Consider the following 25,485-nt stretch of genomic DNA (forward strand, 5'->3'; position numbering starts at 1 on the left):
ACAAAACCTGCGGAATTACCCCACAGGACAAAAGATTTCTTCATATTATTTTGATTATAATATCTAAAACACTCTTTGATTTGCTATTGACTAGCAAAATCACGGCGTTATTTTTCGGGTTTTATTGGTCAGAGCGGGTTTATTTCATGAAGTATAACCTGCAAACAGCAAGTAATACGAGGATATCGTTCTTCGGAAGGTTGAGAATCTCTTTCAGGGCGTCGATCGCCCTGTAGTTGAGCTTATAAATGCCTTTTACGGAAATATCCATGAGCTGCGCTATTTGCTCATAGTCCATTTCTTCGAAATAACGTAGGTAAAGCACCTCTTTCTGGCGGCCGGTAAGCTGGTTGAGCGCTGCCATGAGACGGATGGTTTGCTCATCGGGCTGACGGGAAGGCGGGAGCTCCTGCTCCACGAAGTTCATTTTAAAGAAAGCATTTTCTTCGAGTTCTACAACCGGGGTACGGGCTTTCCTGATATCCGAGTTCAGCAGCAGATTTTTCAGGGCGGCCATGAGATAGTACTTGATATTCGTGGTGGCACTAATGGAGTTCCGTTTTGTCCAGAGCCTTACAAAAAGGTCCTGGATGCAGTCTTTTACCAGGTCCTCGTCATCGGCCTTACGCATACCATACTCATAAAGATTTTTATGATATAAGGCATAGATGGCTTCAAACGATTCCCTGTTACCGTTTAAAAACTCATTCCATAAAGTACTGTCCTCTTTTCTCAAGACAGTAAAGATAATTAAAAAAGCAGGCGGCCCCCTTGTTCCCCGCCAAAGAACCGGATCACAAAATGGGAACTAACCTGGCGTTAATCGCCGGTTCTCAAATGCTGCAGTTTATCCATCTTATCCGCAGCAAACAGAAACAAGCGGCCGCAGGCCAATATTAGGCTAATCGAGATGGAATACCCTCGTGAGCGGCGTAGTTTGTGGCGAAAAGTCGGAATTGGTTTCCATGATGTCCGACATATATGCCCACCATTCCTGCACCAGCTCGTTATCACCAAGACTTTGTGACGAAGTACCCGAGCAGTATTGCACTCCAAAGAGTGTTCCCGTAGTTTCATCACAAAAGATATCATAATCGCTGATACCCGATTTCTGTATTAAGGTTGCGAGACTTGGCCAGATAGCATCATGGCGCTTTTGATATTCGGCGAGGCAACCAGGTTTTAACTGCATTTTAAAAGCAATCCTTTTCATATGGCTTAGGTTTTAGTATTCTACTGAATGCGTAGCTCCATCTCTCATCACCAGCTTCACAGACTTTTTATCCTTGGCAATCTCTATTTTTTTAACAGGCATTAATTCTTCATCGGTCCAGCGCTGGCCTGATTTCTTCCATAGCATTAAGGTAGCATAAATAGCGGGATTTTCAGCGGCCGGAGCAGCAATTGCAGTAACATTTATGACTTTGCTGATACGGCTCACCGGGTGAATACCTTCCGCCTTCTGCACCACTGTTTTCTGCCATCCTTGCAATGGTATCATAGCAAGCTGATAAACACCGTTATCGATAATTTTTATCTCGTATTGTTTTAGCTTACGCGTCGTTTCCGTAATGTTCCCCTTTAATTGGGGGAGTGCATAATGCCCCAATACCATGTTTACACTGTCCGAACTGATATTTCTGTCGATACGCAGAATGCCATTGGGTAGCGGCAGATCAGCTAAGTTGAAACGCACTGCCGGATTGGTTTCAAGTTCCGCATCACGGTAGTAAATACCCTTATCAAATTTTTTAAAGTTATAAAGACGCCAGGGTTCCCAGAACTTATCTTTATTCAGGAAAATATAATTCATGGCAACAACACCTTCGGCACTATCCGATTGCCAGGGAAAGGCGCTGTTATAAGATAAGCGGTTATAGTTCTCGCTGGCGCGGAAAGGCTCATTCGCTTTAATCGCCTTTACATGACACCAGGCCCGGATCTCAGAAGCGCCGATATTAGGATAATCGGTAATCAGGATATTGGAACTGTCCTGGAATTTATGATATATATTCCCTTCTTTCAATTCAGTTCCCCATGCACCTTCATTTTCTTTGGCCGTCCAGAATGGACTGCTTTCCGGTACCAGCAAACCCAGGAAAAGTTTACCCATCCAATAAACACTGCCACGGCAGCTATAAGGCTGAACAGCAGGTTCGTAAGCGCCATAAAAACCAAGCGTGGGTACGTTATCTTCCAGGAACTCGGGATTTTGAAGAAACTGCAGCATAACACCCGATGCAATCCTGCGCATCCAGCCATAGTTCACACCCGTATCTTTCACAAGCCCCATTAACGGAAATGGAATGGCCGACCCGAAACGATAACTCATACTACGCCCCCACATGATCATTTCCCCATTCCTGCTGAAGAGATAGGGATAGCTGGATTTCAACTCACGAAAATTACTTTCAAAGATTTCAGCCTCACGCGGGAAATATTTCTTACCATAGAGTTCCGCCCATATAGGCCCGTACATCTGGAAAGCCCACATACTGTAATAATCGTACGCAGGTGCATCGTTATACCACCCATTGCCGCGATAATGAGCAAGTGACTTATCGATATATTCCTTTAATAATTTTTCATTAACAGGATATCCTTTGTCTTTAAAGAAACTTAGCACAAAAATATTGAAGAACTTCCAGTTGGAGCCAACAGTGGGGCCATCGCCATAACTGATCATGGTTTGGGCAAGCAGATCTTTTTGTTGTTGTGGCAAAGGCTCCCAAAGGACTTCAGGGATTACAGAGAGAGAAACAGCCAGCGCACCAAACTCTACCAGGGTTTGTGTAGGCCAGGTAATACTACCACGGGGTCTTATATAAGCGGTACTGTTGGAATCAAGTAACTGGCTAATATGATAACGATAGTAATCGGCAACTTTAATATTGTTGACGGTAAGCGAAGGATCTTCCTTTAACAGCGGCACCGCAATGAATAACGTACGGCAAAGGCCTTCCAGCAGCTCCGTTCTGTCGATACCCGGCTTACGCGGATAACTTTTACCCGGTTGTTTGGGAAACTTCATCGGATCCTCTATCGAATGGATATAACTGAATGCGCCCTGAAGTAAATATAAAGCCGCGTCTTTCCAGTGCTGACGCGTTACGCCTGTCAGCGGACTTGTATTCCAGTCAGGCTTCTCGATCCGGAAAACAGTTTTTTCTTCAGGCATGGTATGGAGAGCACTACTGGAAACAACTGTAGCCGACTGGGCAAAAACACCAGGGCCGCCACAGCAGGCAAGTAATAATATGTAACAAATAAACTTTTTCATTGCAATAAATGGTAGATGACTGAAATATTGGTATCCTTTCAAAAAGATCACTCGGTCGCTTTTTGATAAACTCTTACATAATCCACCTCATACTTCCGGGGAAAGCTGGTATGGGAAGGATCGCCGCCATTCATACCACCTATAGCCATATTGATGAGCATATAATGCGGCTGCTGAAACGGGTTAAAACCACTGTTGTCTTTATTGGCCAGCTCACTCATCTCAACCTTATTCAATAACTGATCGTCAACATAAAGCGCAACATACTCTTTGGTCCAATCCATACGCCAGATATGAAATTGTTCCGCCCAGGCTTTGCCGCCGAGCGAATCCACCTTATAAGTATTACTGAACCAATGTGCATTCCTGTTAGCTCCCAGGCAGGCGATGTTGGCGAGCAGCCTGCCCTTATAATACTCCATGATATCTATTTCCCCATTGGCAGGCCAGGGCTTGCTCACACCCAATGTCCACCAGGCAGGCCAGATGCCTTCACTGATGTCTATCCTGGCTTTAAGCTCAAAGCGGCCATAAAGCCATTCTCCTTTGCCGCGGGTTAGAATGCAGGATGAAGTGTAGTCGATATCCGGCCGGCTCTTGCGCCAGTCCCTGCTACCCTCTTTATAACCGGGATTAGGTTGTTTTGTTTTTTGGGCTTCAATAACCAGCATACCGTTGCCGCAGTTCGCATTATCAGGCTGGTACCACTGTAGTTCATTATTCCTGACAAAGCCATATTCATAGCCCCATTTGGCAGAATCCGGCTTACCATTATTATTGAATTCATCCGACCATACCAGGCGATAACCATCGTCTGGTTGTGAAGCGCCTTCTGCAACTGATGCGGCTTGCAACATGCCGGGGCGCGCAACAACTGCTTCAGCTTTGGATACCTGGTGTGCTGTGACAACCGCCGTACCACGGGGAGCATCGGCTGCAGTGGCAACTACTGCATTTTGTTGCGCGCTGCAGGCAACAAAGCTCAGCACAGCCGACGCAAGTAATAAGTTTATTTGTATCATACCAATCATTTTAATAAGCAGTTTTACCACCCAAAAAGCGATACATTTCACAGGATGCCAGCAGGAAAGCCCCTACACCGAAATTGGCTGTAGAATTCACATTCACTACCTGTCCGGGAATAGCCCTGTCTCCTATAGGCTGCACATACCCCACCTGTCCATTGGGTTGCAAGGCGGTCCGGGCAAGATAATTCCAGCCTTTCAGCGCAACAGGCAGATATTCTTTTTTATCTAGTATGCCATTGTTGATACCCCAGAGTAGTCCATAAGTAAAGAAGGCCGTCCCACTGGTTTCCGGACCTGGCGCATGCGCCGAATCAAGGATACTCCTGGACCAATAGCCATCCGGCTGCTGCGACTTGCTAATGGCAGCGGCCAACTCTTTAAACCTGCTCACATAATGCTGACGATATTTATGACTGGCCGGCAGATCTTTTATCACCTTCGCCAATCCCGCGAATACCCATCCATCCCCTCTTGCCCAGAAGTCTTTTTTACCGTTAACAGATTTATGTTTGGGATACACATACCTGGCATCGCGATAATACAGGTGCTCCGAAGCATCGTACATGATACTGTCCGACCAGTTCAGGTATTCATGTAGTTTTTCAAGATAAAGCTCATTACCAGTCACCTTATATAACTTGGTCATCACAGGCATTACCATATAAAGACCATCGACCCACCACCAGTAATCCCGGTTGGGAGTACTCATCTGGTATTCCATCACCTCGCGGGCACGGGCTATTTTGTGATCCTGTTTATCCAGATTATACAAATCGATATAGGTTTGAAAGCAGATCTGCCAATCACCGAACAACACATAATCATCCTTTTCGCCATATTGATATTTCCAGGCCGCTTTGTCGGCCGATTTCGCCCCCATCCATTTATTATGTTCTGCCCAGTCTTCGGAATACTTTTTATACTGCTCTTTCCCCGTTACAAAAAAAGCTTCCATGTTTCCCGTATGATAAGCCGCTTCATCCCAGAACGATCGTTGCTGCGGAGAATGTTGTTGCTGCCAGTGTTCGTTCACTTTTGTGATCACCTCCGTCACCTGGTCGGGAGTCCACCCCACGGAGTGGCTGCTTTTACGACTGCTGCCGCATGCCGTTATACAACAAGCTATTGTAATAACAGCTACATACCGGGCTATTGAAATCTTCGTGATAGCCATAACGTTCTTATTCATAGTTATTTTTTTAAAGGTTGCCATTGCAGTACCTGTACCATTTGAGGAGGTGTATTGGTAGCACCCTCTCCATCGGCCTGTTCTACATATTGTACAAAAGCATGAAACTGCTTTTTCTCCAGCCATAAGTTGATATCGTAAGTAGGTTCCCACGATCCTACAGCAGCAGAAGACAGATCAGTCAGCACCCATTGTTTGCCCTTATTCACAGCTTTATTAAGCGCCATAGACACCCTATTATTCCTTTCTTCATCACGAAACCACACCGCTACCGACAAGTCTTTTCCAGAGCCCCAGCAAATCACCTGCGGCCTCGATATTGGTATACGTTTGGTTCCACCACCACTAAGACTAAATGCAGTTTTCCGGAAAGCAAGATCATTGATGCACCATTTGTTATTGAAACGGTATACCAGGTGGTACTGCGGAACAACTGTCCCGGAATCACGCCAATAAGTAGCGATGAAAGGGTTGCCCTTTTCATCGGTTGTCATGGAAGTCTGGTTGATTAGTTCACTGCCCTGCGGTATCTTACAGGCATATTCCGCATTGGCTGCAGTAATAGGCAGTTGATACTGATTGCCGGAAGAAGACTCCCAACTGATGCCGCCATCACGGGATACCGCATAACACAGATCATGATTGCTGGCAACATCCGGGCTTTCACGCCACACCCATGAAATATGAATCCCGCCCTTGCCATCTACACAAGCCTGCCAGTAAGCATTACGTTTACCCTCGCCATCGATAAGATTCCGATGCAGCATCACCCATTTCTTTTCACGAACCGAGTACTTGTTGATGACCATATTGCCCTGCCCCGATCCACCGTCGCGATAAAAGAAAAGCAGATCCCCATTGGCAAGCCGGTAGAACTCAGGATAACTAAGTTTGGTTTCGGCAATACCAGTCATGGACATCGGCTCCAAAAACTGTAACGAACCCGGTGTGATACTCCTGGTATATTTCAAAGGACCGTTATGATGATCCCAGGCCAGGTGAACAAAACCTTCACCATCAGCCATGATACTAATGATGTTGTGTGCGTCGCGGGCATTGCCTTTAAAAGGCGTTTGCTGCAACTGCCATTCTTTTCCACCAATGCGCCGTTTACCCACAACCACATAAGCGTCTTTATTATAGAAAGCAACGAACTGGGTATCCCCCCGGGAAGTAAGAGAATTCTTGCGAAACACCGCTGCATTCACGGAATTACTGGCCCAGCCTTCGGCTACATCCACCCATTCCAAACTGCCTGGTGTAACAAAATTCTTCTGCGCCTGTACAGCAGTGGTGCTGTACAGCAATAATAAAATCCCCGGTAGAATAATCCTTGCGTTCATATTTTTGATCTGTTATATTTATCTCGAATCACTCTTATCAACCTGCATACTTTCACCTAACACTTTCCGGTACTTTTTAATATAGTCCGATGGGTTCATCCCAAAAAGCTTATTGAACTGTACCCGGAAATACTTGATATCACTGAACCCCACCTTATAAGCCACTTCATTCACAGTCGCCCGGGAGATGATAAGCAACTCGGCCGCCTTGCGAAGCCGCAGAAACCTGATAAAAGCATTCGCAGACTGACCAGATATCAGCTTTATCTTCTTATATAAATAAGAATGACTCATCCCTATCTCGCGGGCAAGTACCTGGATAGAAAACTGGTCATCATCAAGATGATGCTCCACGATAGTGATACACTTCTCCAGCAGTTGCTTATATTCAGGCGGCACCTTCAGATGATTTTTCCGGTGTGTTACCTGGTCATAGAAATAATGCTGCAGGTTGGTACGGTTCTTCAGCAACCCTTTCACCTTAGCAATCAACAAGTCATTATTGAAGGGTTTGGTAAGATAGTCGTCGGCCCCTTGCTCCGTTCCTTGCAACTGCACATCCTGCGATGCCATGGCAGTAAGCAGTATTACCGGTATATGGTTGAAGGTAGCATCATCTTTCAGGTGCCTGCACATCTCTATACCCGTCATACCTGGCATCATAATATCACTGATCACCAGGTCAGGCATGTACAACCTTGCCTGCTCGAGCCCCTCTATACCGTTGGCGGCCTTATAAATGGTAAACTCCTCTTCAAAAAGCTGGGTCATATAGTTCAGCATTTCAATATCGTCATCAACAAGTAACAGTATTTTCCTGGCGGAGATGACCGGGGTAGCGGGTAATACCGCATCAACTACAGCCGCTTCAGCAGCCTCCGTCATTTCTTCATAATGTAGCATATCGTTCATATTTGTGGCTGGATTATATTCTTTTATATCCTGGTTTTCAAAGTGTGCTTCTCCTTTCAGGAAACGTAGTTCAAAACTGCTGCCCTTACCGGCAACGCTGGTATAAGAAACACCTCCATGGTGTTGCATCATAAACTGCTTTACCATGAACAACCCAATACCAAAGCCGGCTTTCGCATGACCTTCGGCCTGGTAAAAACGGTCAAAGATCTTATCACCTGCTTCAGCCGGAATGCCTTTACCCGTGTCGGTTATGGCGATCAGCACCTCATCATCCGTCTCCGATACTTCAAACCGGATAACACCGTTTTCAGGAGTATATTTAAATGCGTTGGATAAAAGATTGTACAGGACTACCTCTATTTTGTTCCTGTCGCCACAGAGTTCAAATTCAAACGCTTCGCCCTCTAGTGTATAGCTGATATTCCTGGCGCGGGACTCATAGATAAAATAAAGAAACACATCCCGGCAAAGCTCCGAAAGATTGAATCGCGTAAGAGAAAGATCATCCGCATGTTTATCGGTTTTACGAAACAGCAATAGCTGGTCTATCAACCGCAACAGCCTGCGGGCATTCCTGTTGATGGTATTCAGATCCTTCAACTCTTCGGCATCATGCTGCTTGCGAAGCAAGCCCTGTAAGGGACTGATGATAAGGGTTAAAGGTGTCCTGAACTCATGCGATATATTGGTAAAGAAAGAAAGGCGCTTCTCATATATTTCCTTTTCCCTTTCGTTGATCACCTTTTCCGTTTCCCTTTCAGCTTTTTCCTGTTCATAACGGGCCATGGTCATGGCCTTTTCCGATTGAGCGCTTTCCAGTTCCGCCCTTTCTTTTTCAGCATTCACTCTCGCCAGTGCCACTTCGTACTTCAAACGGGCACGGTTGATCCTGTAACGCTGGTAAATGAATACGATAGCGCCTGCCGCCAGTATATACAACGTGTATGCCCACCAGCTCCTGTACCAGGGCGGCAGCACCTGTATCCGTAAAACCTCCTTCGGTTGCCCCCATCCCCCATTCGCGTCGGTAGCCTTTATCTTCAGTACATAATTGCCTTCACGAAGGTTGGAGTAAAGACCCGAATGCTGCGCCTCTACATCATTCCAATGCTGATCCCAGCCCTCGAGAAAATAGGCATACTTGATATTGTTCGCGCTCGGGTATTCCAGCGCAGCCATGGAAAACGCAAGATGTGCCTGGTCAAAAGGTAATTTCAACGAATAGATCCTGTCCGCATCGGCGCCACTCACCCATTTGCTGTTGGCAAAAACAGGCTGGTTATTAACTTTTATATCGGTCAGCAATACCGGGAAACTACTATACGCCTGGTGAACGCTATCCGGGTAAAAAATATTGAACCCCTTGATACCGCCAAAAGCCAGCTCTCCCGATGATAGCGCCAGCGCTGCATTATAATTGAACTGGTCACTTTGCAACCCATCCGCTCCAAGGTAATTGCGGAAACGGCCCGAAGCCTTGTCAAACCTCGATAATCCTCCAAAAGTACCCATCCATAAATGCCCCTGCATATCGTCAAGTAATGTTAGTACCGAAGGATTATTCAGCCCTTTTTCCGTAGCGTAAGTAACAAACTGGTTATTACCCGGAGTGAACTTCAGCAGGCCATAACCTTCGGTAGCCAGCCACAACACAGCACCATCATCATCGATCGAAATAGCACGTACCGGAGTGTTTACACGAAAAAAATCATACTTCTTTTTAACCGGGTCTATCCGGATAAGGCTATTGAAATTACCCGCCCAGAGTATGCCATTTTTATCTTCTGCCATGGTAAGTATGTCCGGCAACTCGGCGGCAAACAGCTCAAAACGGTTGGAAGTTCTGTTAAAGCGGTTAAGACCACTGCCTATAACACCCGCCCAGAGATTACGCGCCTTGTCTTCAAACAATACCCATATATCATTGTTGTAACCACCCCAGTTATCCGGGCAATAGAAATGATCGAAGGAGTTATTACTGCGCAGGCGGTTGATGCCACCGCCATAGGTGGCCACCCATAACTGCTGATAACTGTCGTAACAGATATTGGTAACAAAGTTATTGCTGAGCGAGCCGGCATTACCGGGTTGATGCATAAAGTTGCTGTAGCTATTCCGCTTCCTGTCCCAGCAACTGAGCCCCCCGCCATCACTGCCTATCCAGAGATTGCCCGACGGCTCTTCAGCAAAAGATAATACAAAGTCTTTTGAAGGACTGCCAGACGCTCCACGGCTAACAGTATTGAACTGCTCCTTCCGGGGATCGATGATATTGACACCACCCCTGAGCGTACCTATCCACTGAAGCCCCTGCGCATCACTATACACCGCATAAACAGCAGAACTGGCAATAGCATCGGCAGCTTTCCCCGCAGGCAGATAAGAAAATCCCCGGGTAACAGGATCAAAAATATTGACACCTCCCCCATCGGTTGCTATCCATAAACGCTTACGGGCATCACCACAGAGTTTAACGATACGGGCCGCTGATAAAGCACCAGGCTGCTCGTTGTAATGCGTTATATAATTGTTGCGACTGATATCATACTCATACAAACCATCGGATGCACCCACCCACAACCGGTTATCGCCCAACGATGCCAGGCAGTTGGCAGTATTCAAGGCAGCATTCACCACCACCAATGATTGCTTCTGGTAGTTGTAAAGCGCCAGCCCTCTTCCATTCAGTAATACCCATACTCTTTGCTCACTATCTATAACAATCGATTGAGCAGAATAACTATACAACCGCCCCTCATTGGTTTCAACAGGCAGTTGCTGTGCATCAAAAGAACCCGGAACAGCCATAAGTAACCCTTCGCCATCTGTTGCTACAAATACATTTCCGCTGTTATCGGCACAGATATCTTTTACAGGTGTAAGCAGGCGCGCCGGTTTACCACTGCCGTATGCCACAAAACGAAGTTGCTGAAAACCCGCACTGGTATTATTAGTGATACTTACGCCCCGTTTGGAACCTATCCATAAATTGTTGCGTTTGTCTTCGGCCAGGGCAACAATCCTGTTGGCCGCAAGTGAGGTACTGTCATTAAGTTTATTCCGGAACACTTTAAAGCGCTGGCCATCGTAGCGGTTCAGGCCGTCGAAACTGCCAAACCACATAAAACCGTTGTGATCCCTCATGATCGAGGTCACGGAATTATTGGATAGGCCCTGCTCTATCCCCAGGTGATCTACACGCGGAGGCTGCGCCCACAACTGAGTAATGGACAGCAGGAAGCAAAGCCAGCATATGCCGGATACATAGTATCGCATGAGCCGCTTCTTTAAAGTGAACTAAGAAATATGCCTGTTATTAGTGGGCAGCAGCAGTAGTAACTGTACCCCACTGTTTCAGCAGCCTTTTCTTTTCCTTATCAGTGATAGGCATCACGGTTCCATGACGGGGATGAAAATCCATAGTAACCTCGTGATCGATCACAGAGAAATGCTGCAGGTCATTCGTTTTGGTGAACTGATATTTTCCTTTGGTATAAACATCATACATAAGTATCCAGCCCTCGCCGTCATTGAGTTTGAAAGTGCCTGCACCTTCTACGGGATCTTTGGTCTGGTTTACATAAGCACTGTCTTGCAACTGGTAACCGCCTGTCAGCTCTTTCGACACTGCTTTCCTGATACCCGCACCCTGACCTTCATTCTTATAAAAAAGATGGAATTCACTATTGTTCACGACGATATCACCATCGATACAGGAAGAATTCGCATTCGGCGGGAAATACAGTTGTTTAGGCTCCGCTTCCAGGTCGGTAAAATCTTTATTGGCATAAGCATAATAGATCTTATCGGGATCATTACCATGCTTCATCGACCAGTAGATCATATATTTACCTGCTTTGGCATCATAAATACTCTGTGGCGCCCACACGCGCAGCAGGTTTTCATTACCGGGAAACCGGGTTTGAATATTGATGACAGAAGCAGTCCAATTAACAAGATCAGTGGATTTCATCAGCACCATGGCGCGGTTCGAATTCCATCCAAGTGAGCAAACCATATCGGTTACCACCATATAAAAAGTTTTGCCATCTGCTCCACGTAAAATATGCGGGTCGCGAACGCCGCCGGTAGAGCTGATATCTGAAGAAGCCACAACAGGCTGGTTGCCATTCAGCGCTTTAAAATTGTAACCATCATCACTTAAAGCAAAGTGAATCGATTCATCCTCCTTTTTGTTACCGGTAAAATAAGCAAACAGGTAGGCAGTATATTTCTGCTTTGCCTTTTGGGCATGTACCGGCGCCAACATGAAAAGCGACAATACAAAAGAAGCCAGAAACAGGAAAAAAGGCAACCTGGCAACAGCCGGCAACACACGAAAAGGGCGAAAACGGGAAGAAATTGAATTCATACAACAAAAATTAAGCAACGTTTTTAAAACATATTCCACTTGCAATTTACCCCCTTCGGCAGAAGCGATAGGGGGTAAAATGGTATAATTAGGTGTCATTTTCACAATTTTCACATTTTGAATGATACAATCAGGCGCACTAACAAGCCTCCATTATTGAAATCACGTTCATCGAACGCCAATAACAGGTGCAATGTACGGCCGTCGAAAGGCGGTAAAAATCAAGAATAAGGTAAACCAGCTCTACCAGCCGGGTAAGTCACGACTATAGCAAGGTTCCAGGTCAGTTTCCCGAAATCTCCTTCAATATTATCTTCTTCCCGTTTTTTTTACCCGGCTTCAGCCGCTAATAAGCCGCTATAAAGCCCTTTATCAAACTTGTGCAGTTCTTACCGGTACACCCCAACGCCCCTCACACGCCAGCCTCCCCCAACTCCGCAACTTATGATTATATTCGTGGCCAAATGGACCAGGTAAACTTAAAACGGCTTGCCAGGGAGTTGAATCTGGCTCCCTCTACAGTTTCCCGCGCGCTTAGCGATAGTTATGAAATAAGTGCGGAAACCAAAGAACGTGTGCTGGCACTGGCCCAACAGCTCAATTACCAGCCTCACCCCTATGCACGCAGCCTGCGTAAACGCAGCAGCAACACCATCGCTGTAATGGTCCCCGAAATCGCCAACAACTTTTTCACACTGGTTATCAATGGTATAGAAGAAATTGCCCAGGCAAAAGGCTACCATGTTCTCATCTATATCACCCACGAAAACCATGCAAAGGAAGCAGCCCTGGTACGCCACCTGCTAAACGGCCGCGCCGATGGCGTCATCCTTTCCCTCTCCAGCCAGACACAGGAATTAAGCCACCTCCACGAACTGCGTGAAGCCGGCATTCCATTGATCTTCTTCGACAGAGTAAGTGAAGAAATAGATACGGTGAAAGTAACGACCAACGACCAGGAAAGCGGTTACCTCGCCACCAGGCATTTAATTGAAAAAGGATGTAAGGATATCATTTACCTGGCCAGTTCAGCGCATTTATCTACCGATCAGCTACGCTGGCAAGGCTATAAAGCAGCCCTGGAAGATAACGGCATTGAAGTACGCGAAGAACGTACCTTGTTATTGGGAGAAGAAAACGGCAGCCATTTTGAAACACTGAAAAAAGCCTTTTCCGGCAAAACCCGCCCCGACGGCGTATTCGCATCTGTTGAATCCCTGGCTACACTATCCTACGAAGTATGTGAAGCCCTCGGCATTCATATCCCCGGCGAAATGAAAGTGATAGGTTTCTCGAACCTCAGAACGGCTTCCCTGTTGAAGCCCTCTCTCACCACCATCACCCAACCGGCATTTGAAATTGGAAAGGAAGCGGCAACTGCTTTATTCCAGTCGATGGGAAAAAACAAAGCCATTTCTAAAGACCGCAGAATCGTACTATCGTCTACACTCATTGAAAGAGACAGCACCGCTTCCTTTCCTTATAAGAAGAAAGATTAAAGACTTCTCAGGATACCCAGTTCCAGTCCGCGTAATTCAGCCAAACCTCTCAGGCGGCCGATAGCAGAGTAACCGGGATTCGTTTTCTTCTTCAGATCATCGAGCATCTTATGACCATGATCAGGACGGAAAGGCATCCGCAGATCCTTTCTGCCAGCCGCTTCACGTTTCTTTTGCTCCAGCACCAAAGCCTTCATCACCGCATACATATCTACATCACCATCCAGGTGATCCGCTTCATGGAAATTACCATCTGCATCACGACGTGTACTTCTCAGGTGAATGAAGTGAATACGATGCCCTAAACGCTCGATCATACCCGGTAAATCATTATCGGCACGTACACCAAAAGAACCGGTACAGTAAGTAAGACCGTTGTTAGGACTATCCACCGCAGCAAACAGTTCTTTGATATCCGCCTCTGTACTTACCACCCTGGGCAGTCCAAGAATAGCATAAGGAGGATCATCAGGATGGATACACATCAACACACCAGCCTCTTCCGCAGCAGGAATCACCTGGCTCAGGAAATAGAACAGGTTTTCCTTCAGTTCTTTGGGACCAATGTTATCATAACCGGCCAGCACCTTCAAAAACTCTTCCAGTGTATACCCTTCCTCAGATCCGGGAAGACCTGCGATGATGTTTTTCACCAGCAGCTTTTTATCCTCTTCAGACAAAGTTTCGAGGTAAGCTTTTGCTTTAGCCTTTTGCTCGTCGTTATAGTCTTTTTCAACACCTGGCCTTTTCAGGATATACAGTTCAAAAGCAGCAAAAGCAGCCGCTTCAAAACGTAAGGCTGTAGAACCATCAGGCATAGCGTAGTCGAGATTGGTACGCGTCCAGTCCAGTACAGGCATGAAGTTGTAGCAAACGATATCGATACCGCAGGCACCCAGGTTACGCAGCGATTGCGCGTAGTTGGCAATATATTGCTCGTAATTACCGGTACGTTTTTTAATATCCTCGTGAACAGGAACACTTTCCACTACAGACCAGGTAAGGCCTGCCGCTTCCACTTCCGCTTTACGTTTCAGGATCTCTTCTTTCGTCCACACTTCACCGTTCGGAACATGGTGTAATGCAGTAACAATACCGGTAGCACCGGCTTGTCTTATATCAGGCAGGGAAACAGGATCTTTCGGTCCGTACCAGCGCCAGGTTTGTTCTAATGCCATTGTTATAAGTTAAATGAGTTGATGATAAAAGTTACACACCGCTGAATGCGCTGAAACCGCCGTCGATAGGAACTACTACGCCGGTAACGAATTCAGATCCGCTGCCGCAAAGCCATAATAGTGTTCCGGTCAGATCATCAGGCGTACCAAAACGTCCCATAGGCGTATGGCTGATAATGGTATTACCACGTTCAGTCAGGCTGCCATCAGGCTGCGTAAGCAACGTACGGTTCTGATCGGTAAGGAAAAATCCCGGAGCCAGTGCATTTACACGAACACCCACTTTGGAGAAATGAACCGCCAGCCACTGCGTAAAGTTGGAGATCGCCGCTTTAGCACCGCTATAAGCAGGAATCTTCGTCAAAGGCCTGAAGGCATTCATAGAAGAAATATTGATGATGGAAGTACCTTTCTTACCCACCATATCACGCGCAAATACCTGTGTAGGCAGCAACGTACCAATGAAGTTCAGATCGAATACGAACTTGATACCTTCCGGGTCCAGGTCGAAGAAAGTCTTCAGCCCTTCTTCAGTAGACTCAAGGTCTTCTGCCAGCAGGTGATTTTTGGAAGTAGTTCCTTTGGGATGGTTACCGCCGGCGCCATTGATAAGGATATCACAGGGCCCTAATTCAGCCAGCACCTTTTCGTGTGCCGCTTTCAGGCTATCGATTTGTAATACGTTACAAGCAACGCCGATGGCTTTACCGCCTTTGGCATTGATGGCAGAAGCAACCTGGTCAGCATTTTCAGCTTTAAGGTCCAGCACGGCAACTTTAACACCCTGCGCCGCAAGCGCCTGCGCCATAGTGCTGCAAAGAACACCACCGCCGCCGGTGATAACGGCTATTTTTCCTGACAATTCTGAAGACATAGTAATACAAGTTTAAGAGCTAAGTAATACAAGTTATAAGAGCTAAAAAAACCAGGGATAAAGTTAGCAGGGACCGGGGTGCCGGAAGCGATTTTTTACGGAAACGATTTCGGCAAACAGGGAAAAAGCATAATTTACAGAAACAATGAAAAAGGCTACATTCATAATACTGGCAACGACGGCATCCTTTTGCCTGGGTTTTACAGTGAAAACCTTACTGGCAGCACAAAACAAACACACCATAAAAATGAAAAGAGTAACCGGTATCGGCGGTATTTTCTTTAAAAGCAAAGACCCCGAAAAAATGAGAGAATGGTATCAGAAACACCTTGGTTTAAACACCAACCCATACGGGGCTACATTTGAATGGTACGAAGGCGACGACAGTACCAAAAAGGCCTCTACACAATGGAGCCCCTTCAAGGAAACCAGTAAGTATTTCGACCCCTCCACCAAAGACTTCATGATCAACTACAGGGTAGAAAACCTGGTGCAGCTGGTAGAAGAACTGAAAAAAGAAGGCGTCACCATCCTCGACCAGATCGAAACATTCGAATATGGCAAATTCATTCATATCATGGACGCTGAAGGAAACAAAATCGAACTATGGGAACCCGCCGACAGTGAATAACACAAGGCGCCCATTGTTTCATTTTCTTAACTTTGCCGGATGAAAGAGAAAGTGATACGTTCGGTATCCCCCTTCAACAACGAACTGAAATTAAAGGGATTCAACGCATTCCAGATCGAATGCGATGGCAATGCCACACGTATATACAGCCGGAAGGATTTCTACAAGATCTGCCTCACCACCGGCAAAAGTATCATCCATTACGCCGATAAAAGCTTTGAAGCCGATGGCACCGTATTGTTCTTCGGCAACCCGCATATCCCCTACTCCTGGGAAACCCTTTCCACCAGTTACCAGGGCTACACCTGCCTCTTCTCCGAAGACTTCCTGAAGTTGTCCGAACGCTCCGAAAGCCTGCAACAATCGCCTTTATTTAAGATCGGTGGCACCCCCATCCTGGAAATCACTACCACACAGCGTGAATTCCTGAATACCCTCTTCATGAAAATGATCGAGGAACAGCAATCGGATTACGCCTACAAAGATGAACTGGTACGCAACTACATCAACCTTATCATTCACGAGGCGCTGAAACTGCAACCCTCGGAGAAATTCAATACACAGCAAAATGCCGCCTCCAGGCTCACCGCCGTTTTCCTGGAACTGCTGGAACGCCAGTTCCCCATTGAAACGACGGACCGTCCTTTACTTCTGAAAACAGCGCAGGACTACGCCCAAACCCTTTCCGTTCATGTAAACCACCTGAACCGCGCCGTAAAAGAAGTGACCGGCAAACCCACCACCACCCTTATCACCGAACGTATCGTCAGCGAAGCCAAAGCCCTGCTGCAGCACACCAACTGGACCGTTGCCGACATCGGCTATGCACTTGGCTTCGATTATCCCACCTATTTCAACAACTACTTCAAAAAAGCGACCGGCGTCAACCCCACCAGTTTTCGCGGCAAACAAATTGTTTGATTTTCTTAAGCATCGGTTTGATATCCTTTAACAACTGCACCAACGGCCATTCTAACTTTGTAGCCGTATAAATGCAATTGCAACGAAATACTATGGAAAGAAGAAAATTCATTGAGCAAACCGCCATAGCGGACGCAGGATTCATCATTGCCAAACCATTTAATAATTTTTCACAGGATCAACAAAAGATAAAAGATATGAGTAAGAATATACCCTCGAGAGGATATGCAGCCAAAGACGCATCAGGACGACTAAGCCCATGGACATTTGAACGCAGGCCCGTAGGCGATAACGATATACTCATCGATATCAAATACGCCAGCATCTGCCACTCCGATATCCACCAGATGCGTGGCGATTGGGGCAAACAACCCTATCCCCAGGTACCGGGCCACGAAATAGTAGGCATCGTAGCTGCCGTAGGTAAAAACGTCACCAAATTCAAAGTAGGCGACCGCGCCGGCGTAGGCTGTATGGTCGACAGTTGTATGGAATGTGAAAGCTGTAAACATGGCGAAGAACATTACTGCGATCACGGCGCCACCGTATTCACCTATGGCGCTCCCGATAAAACATCCCCTTCCGGCATCACCCAGGGCGGCTATTCCAACAACATAGTCGTGCGGGATCATTTCGCTGTACACATCCCCGATCATATTAAACTGGAAGACGCAGCGCCACTGTTATGCGCCGGCATCACCACCTATTCACCGTTAATGAATGCCCGCTTCAAAATAGGCGATAAAGTAGGCGTCGCAGGTATTGGCGGACTGGGACACCTGGCAGTAAAACTAGCCGTATCCAAAGGCGCAGAAGTATATGCTTTTACCACCTCCCCTTCCAAAGTAAAAGACATTCTTGCCTTTGGCGCAAAAGAAGTGATCGTAGTCGACGATATCTCCAAATTAAAGCCCTACCGCAAAAAACTCGACTACATGATATCTACCATCCCAGCACAATTCGATGTAGCCGCCTATGCTTCTACAGTGAAGCCCTTTGGTCATTTTACCCAGGTAGGCATGCCCGTAGGTTTTGAACTAACACTGAGCAATATCGGCCTCGCCAACACCCGCGTAAACTTCAATGCATCGCTGATAGGTGGTATCCCCGAAACACAGGAAGTAGTCCACTATTGCGCCGACAACAAAATCATACCCAGTATCCAGGTAATTAAAGCACAACAGATCAACGAAGCCTGGACGAAAGTATTGAACAAAGAAGCCCGTTACCGGTTTGTAATAGACGCCGCCAGTTTCTAAGCCAAACATCATTCATGCAAAGATTAATTGTTACCCCCGCTGTACTCCTTCTGCTCATCGCAGGAGGATGCAGCCGGAACAACCAGCAGGAACAATCAAATAAAACAACAATGGAACAAACCAATAACACCGAACCATTATTCGCCAAAGGCAACCCGCTGCCTGCAGATTGGTTTACAGGCAACGCCTTCCTGACACCCCTGTTGGCAAAAGACAAGAACAACAACTTCTCAGCCGGCAGCGTCACATTCGAGCCTGGCGCCAGAACCAACTGGCATACCCATCCAAAGGGACAGGTACTGATCGTCACCGAAGGCCTCGGCTGGTACCAGGAAAAAGGAAAAGCCGCGCAGGTAATAAAGAGAGGCGATGTCGTGAACATACCGGAGCATGTAGAGCACTGGCATGGCGCTTCAGCATCAACGAAGATGGTCCACATTGCCATCACCAACTACGAAGGCGACACGCAAGTCACCTGGCTGCGCCCCGTAAGCGACGAAGAATACAACCAGCTTTAAATCCCCCCGTTTAAAGCCATTCGCAGCATAACCAAGGCAGGCCACCTGCTGAGCTTTAAAAGCCGGCCTGCCTTGATGCAACCAGCCGTTCTTCCAGCCCGGCACTTCCGTTTACAAACTTCATCCTCCCCTCACCAGGTGTCCGAACAACAATCAGCACCTATTCATTCGCGACACAACAAGTATCTCACCAATAAAAAAACAGAATAACGATAAAAAAATTTGGACAATATAAAACAAGGCATATATTTGCACTCCCAAACGCGATAAGGGTTAACAAAAAACAACGCGAAAAGGGAGCATAGCTCAGTTGGTTTAGAGCATCTGCCTTACAAGCAGAGGGTCCGCGGTTCGAGCCCGTGTGCTCCCACAGAACAGAAGCCTTACAGAAATGTGAGGCTTTTTTATTGGGGTTAAATTGCCCGCTGCTGGCCTTATCCAATCATAAATATCTGACACTCAAAAGTTGATTAGTAAACTCTTTGGTCTTTAGTTTCAGAAATCATTTACCTAAAGCCCTTCTCTTGCTATACAAATACCGTTGCCTTTTAGGTCGAGCACGGTGATTTAAATTCCCGTTTCAGGGCTATTTGCAAACAATTTGCAAACAAACTAAAGTCAAACCTTTGTTGAAAGTCGAATGGAGCTGTAAAGAACTATCATTATAAAGATACAACCTTTCCTAAAAAGGTGGCTGCTGTTTGAGTTAAATAAGATAAGTAGCCGCCCTATTCGCTTGCTGTTGAACTCTGCCGAAAGGGCCGAAGCTAGTTGTAGCTGCCGGAGCAGCATACTGCCTCGAAACCCATACAATCAAGAAACCCGGCACTAAAGCCGACCGCCCCCCTTCCTTTCTCTGTTAGCAAACCCGGCCTTAAAACAGGCTGGCGCAATAACAAGGTTTTGAACAAAAATTTACTACCTCAAATGCCGTCCGCCGCAAGGCGGACACAAAAGCAAGAGGTGGAGAAATTTTTGTTCGAACCGAAGGCCAGCCGCAGCGATAGCGAAGGCGCAGACCTTGTTTTGCGGCAGACTGTTTAAGAAATTCGCGGAGCAGGGAAAGGAAGAGCCTAAATACAACCGCGGATAGCCCAAAAGCTAATTCGAAAGGAAAGATGTATATATAAGCAAATCCATCTCACATAAGTTTTATTTTTGACTAAATGGCGTTTGGAGGCTAATGAGTGCATTGACACCATTAAATAACAAAAAAATGGATAAACTTCTAGAGAAATTGTTTGATTTAAAACGGATCCCTTCAAAGCTTCTATTAATATTTTGCATTATTAGTGCATTCGTTTTATTTGCGCCTAAAGGATTTATTGAAAGGCTATATTTAAATGACTTCAAAAAACAATATGGGCTATATATTGGAATTACCTTTTTAGGCAGTCTTAGCTTTTTAATAGCAGCTTTGTTCACGTATTTGGGCAAAAGATATACCCAGCAAAAAAACATTGAAAAAGTAAAGAAGCGCATTCTGAATACCATCAGACATCTAGATTTTCATGAGAAGGCCTTGTTAAGAGAGTTCTACATTAATAACAAGCGAACATTACAGCTACCTATGGATAATGACACGGTTAGTGGTCTTGTAAACAATAATATAATCTATCAGGTTTCAGCGACAGGCTTTCAGTATGTCCATGGTATCTATTATTCTTTTTCCATTACTGAATACGCAAACGAACATTTAAGCTTTGATTTAATTGACTTACCGGCTAATCCAACCAAGTCCGAAAAAAGCATCATTTTAGCCCAAAGACCAACTTGGGCAATTGAAAGGAGCAGAATTGAGAACCGATTTAATTCTCGGTGGTAAATTTAACCATTACTTACGCGAAGCTAACAGATCAAATGCTAATCCACATGATTTTATTAATGATTTGGCATACATAAATGCTGCGCTCATTGCAAGAGTTCAAAATAAGGCATATCTTAGTATACTGTAACCGAATTGTTTGCCATACATAAAGCAAACTCTAGCCTACCACAATAATTAAATATGGAAGCTAAAGGACAATTAACAATTGGAGAGCTTGACCTTAAGCCTAAAAGCAATATTGCAAATAAGGTAAGAAACACATCTTTGCCTAAAACAAAGCCTCTCTTACCTCTTTACGAGACTATCAGCAATTCAATTCATTCAATTAACGAACTTTTTAAACTGCAACCAGTTATCGGTCGCATTCTTGTCAAATTAATAAGAAATGGAAATCCTGAGTTCTACAAAGAGCTTACTGACATTGACGAATTTCCAATTCACTCAATAGAAATTGAAGACAACGGATTGGGTTTTACTAATGAAAATATAACCTATTTTATTGAAGCAGATACGGACCACAAAATAGAAATTGGAGGAAAAGGAGTTGGCCGCTTTGTATGTTTAAAAGCATTCAAAAAGATTTTAGTTAGAAGCACATTCATGTCTGGAACGGAATTTATTACAAGAGAATTCGAATACAAAAACACAAAGGAAGGAATCCACAACTTTAACGAAACACACTCTATTCATAAAGATCGTTTAACAAGCGTGCTATTGAGTGAATTTAGAGATGAGTATAAAAAACATGTACCTAAAAGCATTTTTCAGATCGCAAGAGAAGCTGTGAATCATTTTTTACTTTATTTTATAGAAAACACAGCACCGCAAATAATCATAAGAGATCAAAACAATTATGAAGTAAATTGCCAAAGCATATTTAATTTAGAATTTGAGAAGAAAATCCAATCGGGAAAATTCGAAATAGGAGAAAGCGAATTCACTTTATATCTGACGAAGAGTTTTAAGTCACAAAGCCATAAAATACATTATTGTGCTCACCATAGAAGTGTTAAAGAAGAAGGATTGATAAGTAAAATCCCGGATTTGGGTCGATATCCCGTTAGTGATGGCAGTAATCAATTTTACTATCAAGCTTATGTAGTTGGCGACTTTTTAAACACTCATGTCGATACAGAAAGAATCGGTTTCAACTTCCCAATTGAAGAAGACGAAGACGAGATCAACTTAATACAAGAAATCACGCTATCAAAGATCAGGAACAAAGCAGTCGAAGAAATAGAAGATCTACTTTCCGACTATTTAGCTAACGTAAGGGAGACAAAAATCAACAACTACAGACCAACGGTTAACCAAGAACTACCTCAATATAGAGCAGTATTCAACAATAGAATAGAAGAAGTCAAGAAATTACCACCTAGCCTAACAAAACAAAAGTTAGACATAGAGTTATATAGAATTGAGGCCGACTGGAAAATTGAAATTAAAGAAGAAGCACAAAAATTATCGGAAGAAACTAAGGATATAAAAAATCTGGATGAGTATAGAAAACGCTATGAGAAATTCCTTGAGCAATACAACGAAATCGGTCAGGTTGATTTAGCCAGATATATTGTGCATCGAAAAATTGTGATAGAATTGCTTGACGAATTTTTAAGCATTAATTCTCAAGGCAAGTTCGAGGACGAAGACATGATACACAATATTTTCTTTCCAATTAGAACAACATCAGACGAAGTGCTGCATGAAAATCAGAATCTATGGCTATTGGATGAGCGCTTAACTTATCATTCGTTCTTAGCGTCTGATAAAAAATTTGACAAAATAGATGCCCTTAACATTGACAACAAGGATAGATCAGATTTGATAATCTATAACGATGCTCTAGCATTCTCGGAAGACAAACGACCTCCTCACAATTCCTTTACAATCGTTGAATTTAAAAAACCCCAAAGAAACAATTATCAAGATTTTGATGCCGAAAAAAATCCTATAGAGCAGTGTGAAAAGTATATCGAAGCGATATTAGAGGGAAAGGTAAAAGACAGGTCTGGGCGCTTTATTAAAATTGATCCAAGCACCCCCTTTTATGTCTATATAATTTGTGATATCACACCTTCATTTGAAAAAATACTAAGGAGTAGAGAATATAAGCAAACACCAGATAAACTAGGGTATTTTAACGTAAAAAGTGAGTACTATAAGGCGTACATTGAAGTGTTGCCGTTTGAAAAAGTACTGAAAGACGCTCAAAAACGCAATAGAATACTTTTTGACAAGCTCGGAATTTCCTAAGACTCATAAATTGTCAAACTTAGATTAACAGAAGTAGAACTAGTTACATTAATTCTTTTCTCCCAACTTTGATTGCGTTAGCCATTACCTTGTACGGTCAAAGAAGTCGACTTTATGACTTCACCGTTGTACACAACAGATGCGAAAAGCATACCCGGTTGGTTGATCAGCAAGCCCGCGATATTAATTGTTGCATTGTGTTTGACGGTTTGGTCCAAAAACGTCACAGCAACCGGGGTTTCGAGCAATGGATCGCCATTAAGAGTGAAACGAAATAAAATATTAAATGAAGCTGGATCTTCTACTTTTCTTTCAGTGGCAATTAGTACTGAAATTGGAATTTGAATAGGGAACAAAGATGCATTAATGTTTTCAACAATATTAATAACCGATACATTATTTGTAGCCTTATCTGTTATTATTGTCTGAGCACATAATAATGTTGAACACGTCATATAGAAAGCATTATACTATTTCCATTAGATTGGCTGTGATAATTTCGAATTGTGGGCTCCTGAGCGTTATTGTCAACGATTAAAGATTTTTTCACAACAGCATAATTTTTCAGGTAATAATTTGCAATTACAGGGAACCATTCGAACTTAACCTTGTCTTTTACCTGAAGAAAAAAATCATAATTTTCATCTAGATCCTTTAGTGAAATGGAAATAAATATCGCATATATCTCAGCAAGTTCGGATATGTCATTTATTGGGCGAGATATTCTTTCATTAAATTCTTTTATTAGCTCAGCTGTTGAATTCTGAGCAGCAATTGACTGAACAACATTAGACCTACGCATATTATCAAATAGAAAATAAGGCGTATTGGCCACTAAATATAGTTCGGTTATTGTCTTTTTATATGATCTTAAATCCATGATTTATCCTCCAATATCTTTTTAAACCTGAACTGTAGGGTGAATAATTAACGTTATGAACAACTTCTTTATGCTTTGACCATTTACTTATTACAAATATGTGTCTCAGGTCGTAATTCGCAACAGACTCCTCTATCCTACACACCGTTCCTGAATGAGTAATCTTATTGTCTTCGTAATATAATACAATATCTCCTGGCAAAACATCTTTTAATTCTCTTATCTCGACATAATTGTCATCAATTAATATTTTTAGCAATTCAGCCTCTTCATAAATCCCAGTTCTTTTTGACGCAAAAGTCATTCCATGGCAGTTATAAATAGCGGTCGGTTGGCCCTTAAATACGGCCGCAGGATAGTCTTCTTCAAAAATGTTACATTGAGCTAACTCAAAATTGGACATAAATTTGAACTGCTCATTATCTATGTCATTTCCCAAACAAGTTTGCAGTCTTAGAACTGTAGAATCGGGCTGATATTGACTTATAATTAGTGCCATTTTGACAAAACGATGGTACAATTATACACATTTGACCGCATACAGGTAGATTAAAATAGGCATTTAAACGGGAAAAAGGAAAAAAAACAAACTTTAACATAAGCAATCAAATTTACTCTCCGAATGCTATTCAAAGACTCGATTTGCTTGATTTTCTTGAGGATATAATTTCTCAGGATAGGCTGAAAATTCTAAACTCCATTTGAATGGCGTTTAGAATTTTCATAATAGGCAATTCGTGGAAGTCCCTCTAGAATGCAATAGAATACTGTCATATTTTAATGGAGCACCAAAAGATGATGTAATACTATTTTGCCTCACAATGATAGAAAGGTTACATGCTGCTTCCACCGGGTTAAGTATCTTAATAAGAGAATTTCCAAATAATTCTAGAGTTGACTTTAGCTGTGGGATTATTGTAAGAGCCATTTTCCTTGATTATCTGATAATGCTCAATGCGATTGTGATTCTTGCCAAAAACGAGAATGACTTGATTTCTTGCGAAGAAGAAATCAAGAAATATTGCCTATTGATGCTATCTGATTCAGTCAATCACACATTGAAGCATTTTAAATCACTTGAAGGCAACATACCGCAAAACATTATGTCAAACATGTATATTAACCTAGTTAATGCCAACCCCACTTGTTTTGAAGATTACACAGGCGATGGAAGTCAGCCAGTACCAAAAGCAACTGGATATAAAAAACCTCATGATTTATATTTGACACTGCTAAAAGAGCCAGGCTTTGAAAAATATGTATCCGCTTATGACGTTTATACATACTATTCCAAATATGACCATTTCGGAGGCATGAATTATTCTTTATCTAGGATGAGTAATATGAAACAGTTTGTGTTCTTGAACAAAGCGATTAAAAGCTTCCCAACACATCTACTATTTACAACAGCAATTCTGCGGACCCATTTTAAAAGTGACACTTTTTTAGAAGCAACTCAATCAAGAATAGAAGATTTCATTAGTACAATTAAGTAAATTACTTTAATCCTAAAACTT

General features: G+C 43.9%; 21 protein-coding genes and 1 tRNA gene. 9 read left to right on the top strand and 13 right to left on the bottom strand.

Annotated elements, in window-relative coordinates; translation table 11 throughout:
• Positions 1-139: 139 nt before the first annotated feature.
• From ESB13_RS08690 to ESB13_RS08725, 8 genes are all read right to left on the bottom strand, one after another.
• The gene (locus ESB13_RS08690) at positions 140-736 is read right to left on the bottom strand and encodes an RNA polymerase sigma factor (RefSeq protein WP_164974141.1); all 597 of its coding nucleotides are present in this window, start codon (positions 734-736) and stop codon (positions 140-142) included.
• Between the two features lie 165 nt (positions 737-901).
• Complete coding sequence (locus ESB13_RS08695; RefSeq protein WP_129002606.1) at positions 902-1,213, bottom strand: L-rhamnose mutarotase; 312 nt, start codon at positions 1,211-1,213, stop codon at positions 902-904.
• Between the two features lie 12 nt (positions 1,214-1,225).
• A complete protein-coding gene (locus ESB13_RS08700) occupies positions 1,226-3,280 on the bottom strand; it encodes a DUF2264 domain-containing protein (protein WP_220399579.1) in 2,055 nt (684 codons plus the stop codon).
• A gap of 47 nt (positions 3,281-3,327) precedes the next feature.
• Positions 3,328-4,302 carry a glycoside hydrolase family 16 protein gene (locus tag ESB13_RS08705; RefSeq protein ID WP_129002607.1) on the bottom strand — a complete coding sequence of 325 codons (975 nt, stop codon included), beginning with the start codon at positions 4,300-4,302 and terminating at the stop codon, positions 3,328-3,330.
• A 10-nt stretch (positions 4,303-4,312) separates the two neighbouring features.
• Positions 4,313-5,497: a glycoside hydrolase family 88/105 protein gene (locus tag ESB13_RS08710; protein WP_220399580.1), complete on the bottom strand. Its 1,185-nt coding sequence runs from the start codon at positions 5,495-5,497 to the stop codon at positions 4,313-4,315.
• Between the two features lie 2 nt (positions 5,498-5,499).
• A complete protein-coding gene (locus ESB13_RS08715; protein ID WP_129002608.1) occupies positions 5,500-6,840 on the bottom strand; it encodes a BNR repeat-containing protein in 1,341 nt (446 codons plus the stop codon).
• An 18-nt stretch (positions 6,841-6,858) separates the two neighbouring features.
• Positions 6,859-11,031 carry a two-component regulator propeller domain-containing protein gene (locus tag ESB13_RS08720; protein WP_129002609.1) on the bottom strand — a complete coding sequence of 1,391 codons (4,173 nt, stop codon included), beginning with the start codon at positions 11,029-11,031 and terminating at the stop codon, positions 6,859-6,861.
• A 40-nt stretch (positions 11,032-11,071) separates the two neighbouring features.
• Positions 11,072-12,127, bottom strand: coding sequence for a glycoside hydrolase family 43 protein (locus tag ESB13_RS08725; RefSeq protein ID WP_246022476.1), 1,056 nt, complete (start codon positions 12,125-12,127; stop codon positions 11,072-11,074).
• A gap of 464 nt (positions 12,128-12,591) precedes the next feature.
• Between ESB13_RS08725 and ESB13_RS08730 the strand changes: the two genes are divergently transcribed.
• Positions 12,592-13,626 (top strand): LacI family DNA-binding transcriptional regulator, encoded by a 1,035-nt coding sequence (locus ESB13_RS08730; RefSeq protein ID WP_129002610.1) that lies wholly within the window; start codon positions 12,592-12,594, stop codon positions 13,624-13,626.
• Here ESB13_RS08730 and uxuA read toward each other — a convergent pair.
• Together uxuA and ESB13_RS08740 are read right to left on the bottom strand one after the other, a co-directional pair.
• Positions 13,623-14,804 (bottom strand): mannonate dehydratase, encoded by a 1,182-nt coding sequence (gene uxuA, locus ESB13_RS08735; protein ID WP_129002611.1) that lies wholly within the window; start codon positions 14,802-14,804, stop codon positions 13,623-13,625. The genes ESB13_RS08730 and uxuA overlap by 4 nt on opposite strands.
• Positions 14,805-14,835: 31 nt before the next feature.
• A complete protein-coding gene (locus ESB13_RS08740; RefSeq protein ID WP_129002612.1) occupies positions 14,836-15,678 on the bottom strand; it encodes an SDR family oxidoreductase in 843 nt (280 codons plus the stop codon).
• Positions 15,679-15,823: 145 nt separating this feature from the next.
• Between ESB13_RS08740 and ESB13_RS08745 the strand changes: the two genes are divergently transcribed.
• From ESB13_RS08745 to ESB13_RS08775, 7 genes are all read left to right on the top strand, one after another.
• On the top strand, positions 15,824-16,309 hold the full coding sequence (locus ESB13_RS08745) for a VOC family protein (protein WP_220399581.1): 486 nt from the start codon (positions 15,824-15,826) through the stop codon (positions 16,307-16,309).
• 39 nt (positions 16,310-16,348) lie between these two features.
• Positions 16,349-17,230, top strand: coding sequence for a helix-turn-helix domain-containing protein (locus ESB13_RS08750; RefSeq protein ID WP_129002613.1), 882 nt, complete (start codon positions 16,349-16,351; stop codon positions 17,228-17,230).
• A gap of 92 nt (positions 17,231-17,322) precedes the next feature.
• Positions 17,323-18,489 carry an NAD(P)-dependent alcohol dehydrogenase gene (locus tag ESB13_RS08755; RefSeq protein WP_220399582.1) on the top strand — a complete coding sequence of 389 codons (1,167 nt, stop codon included), beginning with the start codon at positions 17,323-17,325 and terminating at the stop codon, positions 18,487-18,489.
• Positions 18,490-18,503: 14 nt separating this feature from the next.
• Entirely contained in the window at positions 18,504-19,007 is a 504-nt protein-coding gene (locus tag ESB13_RS08760) for a (R)-mandelonitrile lyase (protein WP_220399583.1), read from the top strand.
• Between the two features lie 295 nt (positions 19,008-19,302).
• Positions 19,303-19,377: transfer RNA gene (locus ESB13_RS08765), tRNA-Val, on the top strand.
• A gap of 813 nt (positions 19,378-20,190) precedes the next feature.
• Positions 20,191-20,832: a super-infection exclusion protein B gene (locus ESB13_RS08770; protein ID WP_129002615.1), complete on the top strand. Its 642-nt coding sequence runs from the start codon at positions 20,191-20,193 to the stop codon at positions 20,830-20,832.
• A gap of 183 nt (positions 20,833-21,015) precedes the next feature.
• Positions 21,016-23,088 (top strand): ATP-binding protein, encoded by a 2,073-nt coding sequence (locus ESB13_RS08775; RefSeq protein WP_129002616.1) that lies wholly within the window; start codon positions 21,016-21,018, stop codon positions 23,086-23,088.
• 77 nt (positions 23,089-23,165) lie between these two features.
• Here ESB13_RS08775 and ESB13_RS08780 read toward each other — a convergent pair whose 3' ends face one another.
• Genes ESB13_RS08780 through ESB13_RS08790 form a run of 3 tightly spaced genes read right to left on the bottom strand, consistent with a single transcriptional unit; the run spans position 23,166 to position 24,371 of the window.
• Positions 23,166-23,543, bottom strand: coding sequence for a DUF6941 family protein (locus tag ESB13_RS08780; RefSeq protein WP_129002617.1), 378 nt, complete (start codon positions 23,541-23,543; stop codon positions 23,166-23,168).
• Positions 23,540-23,968: a hypothetical protein gene (locus ESB13_RS08785; RefSeq protein ID WP_129002618.1), complete on the bottom strand. Its 429-nt coding sequence runs from the start codon at positions 23,966-23,968 to the stop codon at positions 23,540-23,542. The genes ESB13_RS08780 and ESB13_RS08785 overlap by 4 nt, the downstream gene beginning before the upstream one ends.
• Positions 23,949-24,371 carry a hypothetical protein gene (locus ESB13_RS08790; protein ID WP_164974142.1) on the bottom strand — a complete coding sequence of 141 codons (423 nt, stop codon included), beginning with the start codon at positions 24,369-24,371 and terminating at the stop codon, positions 23,949-23,951. Before ESB13_RS08790 ends, ESB13_RS08785 begins: the two co-directional genes overlap by 20 nt.
• Before the next feature lie 418 nt (positions 24,372-24,789).
• Between ESB13_RS08790 and ESB13_RS08795 the strand changes: the two genes are divergently transcribed.
• Positions 24,790-25,464, top strand: coding sequence for a hypothetical protein (locus ESB13_RS08795; RefSeq protein WP_129002620.1), 675 nt, complete (start codon positions 24,790-24,792; stop codon positions 25,462-25,464).
• Positions 25,465-25,485: the final 21 nt, after the last annotated feature.

It is taken from the genome of Filimonas effusa (assembly GCF_004118675.1).
In the GTDB taxonomy this organism is placed as follows: domain Bacteria; phylum Bacteroidota; class Bacteroidia; order Chitinophagales; family Chitinophagaceae; genus Filimonas; species Filimonas effusa.